Consider the following 2,408-nt stretch of genomic DNA (forward strand, 5'->3'; position numbering starts at 1 on the left):
CACGGCGGGCGTGCGCCCGCGGCCGGGGCTGACGTGGTACAATGGCTCCAAGGGAGCGGCGATCACGCTGACCAAGTCCATGGCGGTGGAGCTGGCGCCCGACCGGATCCGTGTGTGTGCGCTGAACCCGGTGGCCGGCGAGACCGGCATGCTGCACCTGTTCATGGGCGAGGACACGCCGGAGAAGCGCGCCCAGTTCAAGGCGACGATCCCGCTGGGCCGCCTGTCCCTGCCCCAGGACATCGCCAACGCCGCCCTCTTCCTATGCTCCGACGAGGCCGAGTTCCTCACCGGCGTGTGCATGGAGGTGGACGGGGGACGGTGTATTTGAGGTGAAAAGCCCTTCTCCCCTTGAGGGAGAAGGGTTGGGATGAGGGGTATTTACGCCCGGCAGGGCGGAAGAGACTCTTCTCCGGGCTGCCGCCCGTAACCACCCTCACCCCAACCCCTCTCCCCTCAAGGGAGAGGGGCTTTTTACGCCCTCAATGCGACAGCAGCACCGGGACGGTCATCTGGCGCAGGATGTGCCGGGTGTTGGAACCGCGGTTCAGCCACGGGAACGGGTGGCTGCCGTAGCCGCCGAAACCGCCCATCACGAGAAGGTCCGCCGCCTCGTCCGACACGCGCGACAGAACCGCGTCCATCGGCAGGATGCTCTCCACCGACATGCGGTCGAGCTGGGCGGTGACGCCGTGGTCGGCCAGGTGCTCGATGATGTCCACCGGCGGCACGCCGCCGATGTCGATCTCCGGACGCGGCGGGTGCAGCGCCAGCACCAGCACCGACTTGGCCCGGCGCATCAGCGGCAGCGCGTCGTTGATGGCGCGGGCCGCCTCGCGCGAGGCGTTCCAGGCGACGACCACGCGCTCGCCCACGTGCGGCGAGGTGCGGATGTAGGGGATGACCAGGACCGGCCGGCCGGAGTTCAGCACGACCTCCTCGATCAGCTCCTGCGGGACGCGGGCGTCCTCCGGCTCGTGCTGGCCCAGCACGACGAGGTCGCTGTAGCGCGAGCAGATCGCCGTCTCGCCCACCACGTGCGCGTATTCGCCGTGGCTGAGCTGCCACCATTTGGCCTGCACGCCGGCCGCCCGGGTCTTCTCCTCGAAGACGGCGCGCACCGCCTCGCCGGCCTGGGTCAGGTGCTCGCTGGCGCGGCGCGCCACGAGGCTGGGTCCGGACTGCTCGCTCTTGGCGAACAGACCGACCAGCTTGGCGCCATAGTCCCTGGCGAGGTTGATCGCGATGTCCAGGCGCGCGTTCGCCCGCTCGCCGTCGTCCAGGTGGACCAGCAGGTTCTTGTAGGTCATGTTTTTCACTCCCTTCGCGGTCCGCTGCGTCCTTATGCGCAGCCGCGGGCGCGCGCCACCTTGGACGCCGTCGGCCGGCCGATCGCCTCGCTGATGAACGCCCCCGCGGCGATCAGGCGGTCGAGGTCGACACCGGTTCCGATGCCGAGCCCGTTGAGCATGTATAGCACATCCTCGCTCGCCACGTTGCCCGAAGCGCCCTTGGCGTAGGGGCAGCCGCCCAGGCCCGCGACCGAGCTGTCGACCACCGCCACGCCCATTTCCAGCGACGCCAGGATGTTGGCCAGCGCCTGCCCGTAGGTGTCATGGAAGTGCACGGCCAGCTTCTCCACCGGCACGCGCTCCGCCACCGCGGCCAGCATCGCCTGCGCCTTGGCCGGCGTGCCGGTGCCGATGGTGTCGCCCAGCGACACCTCGTAGCAGCCCATGTCGAACAGCTTCGCCGCCACCTCGGCCACCGCCGCCGGGGCGATCTCGCCTTCGTACGGGCAGCCCAGCACGCAGCTGACGTAGCCGCGCACGGGGATGCCTTTCGCGTTCGCCTCCGCCATCACCGGGGCGAAGCGCTCCAGGCTCTCGGCGATCGAGCAGTTGATGTTCTTCTGCGAGAAGCTTTCGGACGCCGCGCCGAACACCGCCACCTCGTCCGCCCCCGCCGCCAGCGCCCCTTCCAGGCCCTTGGCGTTGGGGGTCAGCGCGGTGTAGCGCACGCCCGGCTTGCGCCGGATGCCGGCGAAGACCTCCGGCGTGTCGGCCATCTGCGGCACCCACTTGGGCGACACGAAGCTGCCGGACTCGATCACCGTCAGCCCGGCGTCGGCAAGGCGGTGGATCAGCTCGACCTTGGTGGCGGTGGGGACGATCTGCTTTTCGTTCTGCAGGCCGTCTCGCGGCCCCATTTCGACCAGACGGACGTTCGGCGGCAGGCGCATCTCACTCCCCTTCCACGTCGAGGACCAGCAGCTCCATGCCTTCCGACACCTGATCGCCCACCGCGAAGTGGACGGCCGACACGGTGCCGGAGGCCGGCGCCTTGATGGTGTGCTCCATCTTCATGGCTTCAAGGAGCATCAGCGGCGCGCCGCGCTCCACCGCCTG

At 69.5% G+C, this 2,408-nt stretch carries 4 protein-coding genes; 1 reads left to right on the forward strand and 3 read right to left on the reverse strand.

Features of this window, described 5'->3' with window-relative positions; translation table 11 throughout:
- A partial coding sequence (locus VED21_RS32045; RefSeq protein WP_324889800.1) for an SDR family oxidoreductase occupies nt 1–331 on the forward strand: 331 nt, incomplete at its 5' end.
- Nucleotides 332–482: 151 nt separating this feature from the next.
- Here the strand turns inward: VED21_RS32045 and VED21_RS32050 are convergent.
- From VED21_RS32050 to VED21_RS32060, 3 genes are read right to left on the reverse strand one after another with little or no spacing between them, the layout of a single operon-like run.
- Entirely contained in the window at nt 483–1,310 is an 828-nt protein-coding gene (locus tag VED21_RS32050; protein ID WP_324889802.1) for a universal stress protein, read from the reverse strand.
- A 32-nt stretch (nt 1,311–1,342) separates the two neighbouring features.
- Entirely contained in the window at nt 1,343–2,242 is a 900-nt protein-coding gene (locus VED21_RS32055; RefSeq protein WP_324889804.1) for a hydroxymethylglutaryl-CoA lyase, read from the reverse strand.
- 1 nt (nt 2,243) lies between these two features.
- Nucleotides 2,244–2,402 (reverse strand): acetyl-CoA carboxylase biotin carboxyl carrier protein subunit, encoded by a 159-nt coding sequence (locus tag VED21_RS32060; RefSeq protein WP_414638356.1) that lies wholly within the window; start codon nt 2,400–2,402, stop codon nt 2,244–2,246.
- Nucleotides 2,403–2,408: the final 6 nt, after the last annotated feature.

It is taken from the genome of Azospirillum sp. (assembly GCF_035627195.1).
Taxonomy (GTDB): domain Bacteria; phylum Pseudomonadota; class Alphaproteobacteria; order Azospirillales; family Azospirillaceae; genus Azospirillum.

What these genes read in the sequence shown, in the direction of transcription:
- VED21_RS32055 (WP_324889804.1), bottom strand. Translation starts at nt 2,242, where the DNA reads ATGCGCCTGCCGCCGAACGTCCGTCTGGTCGAAATGGGGCCGCGAGAC.
- VED21_RS32050 (WP_324889802.1), bottom strand. Translation starts at nt 1,310, where the DNA reads ATGACCTACAAGAACCTGCTGGTCCACCTGGACGACGGCGAGCGGGCG.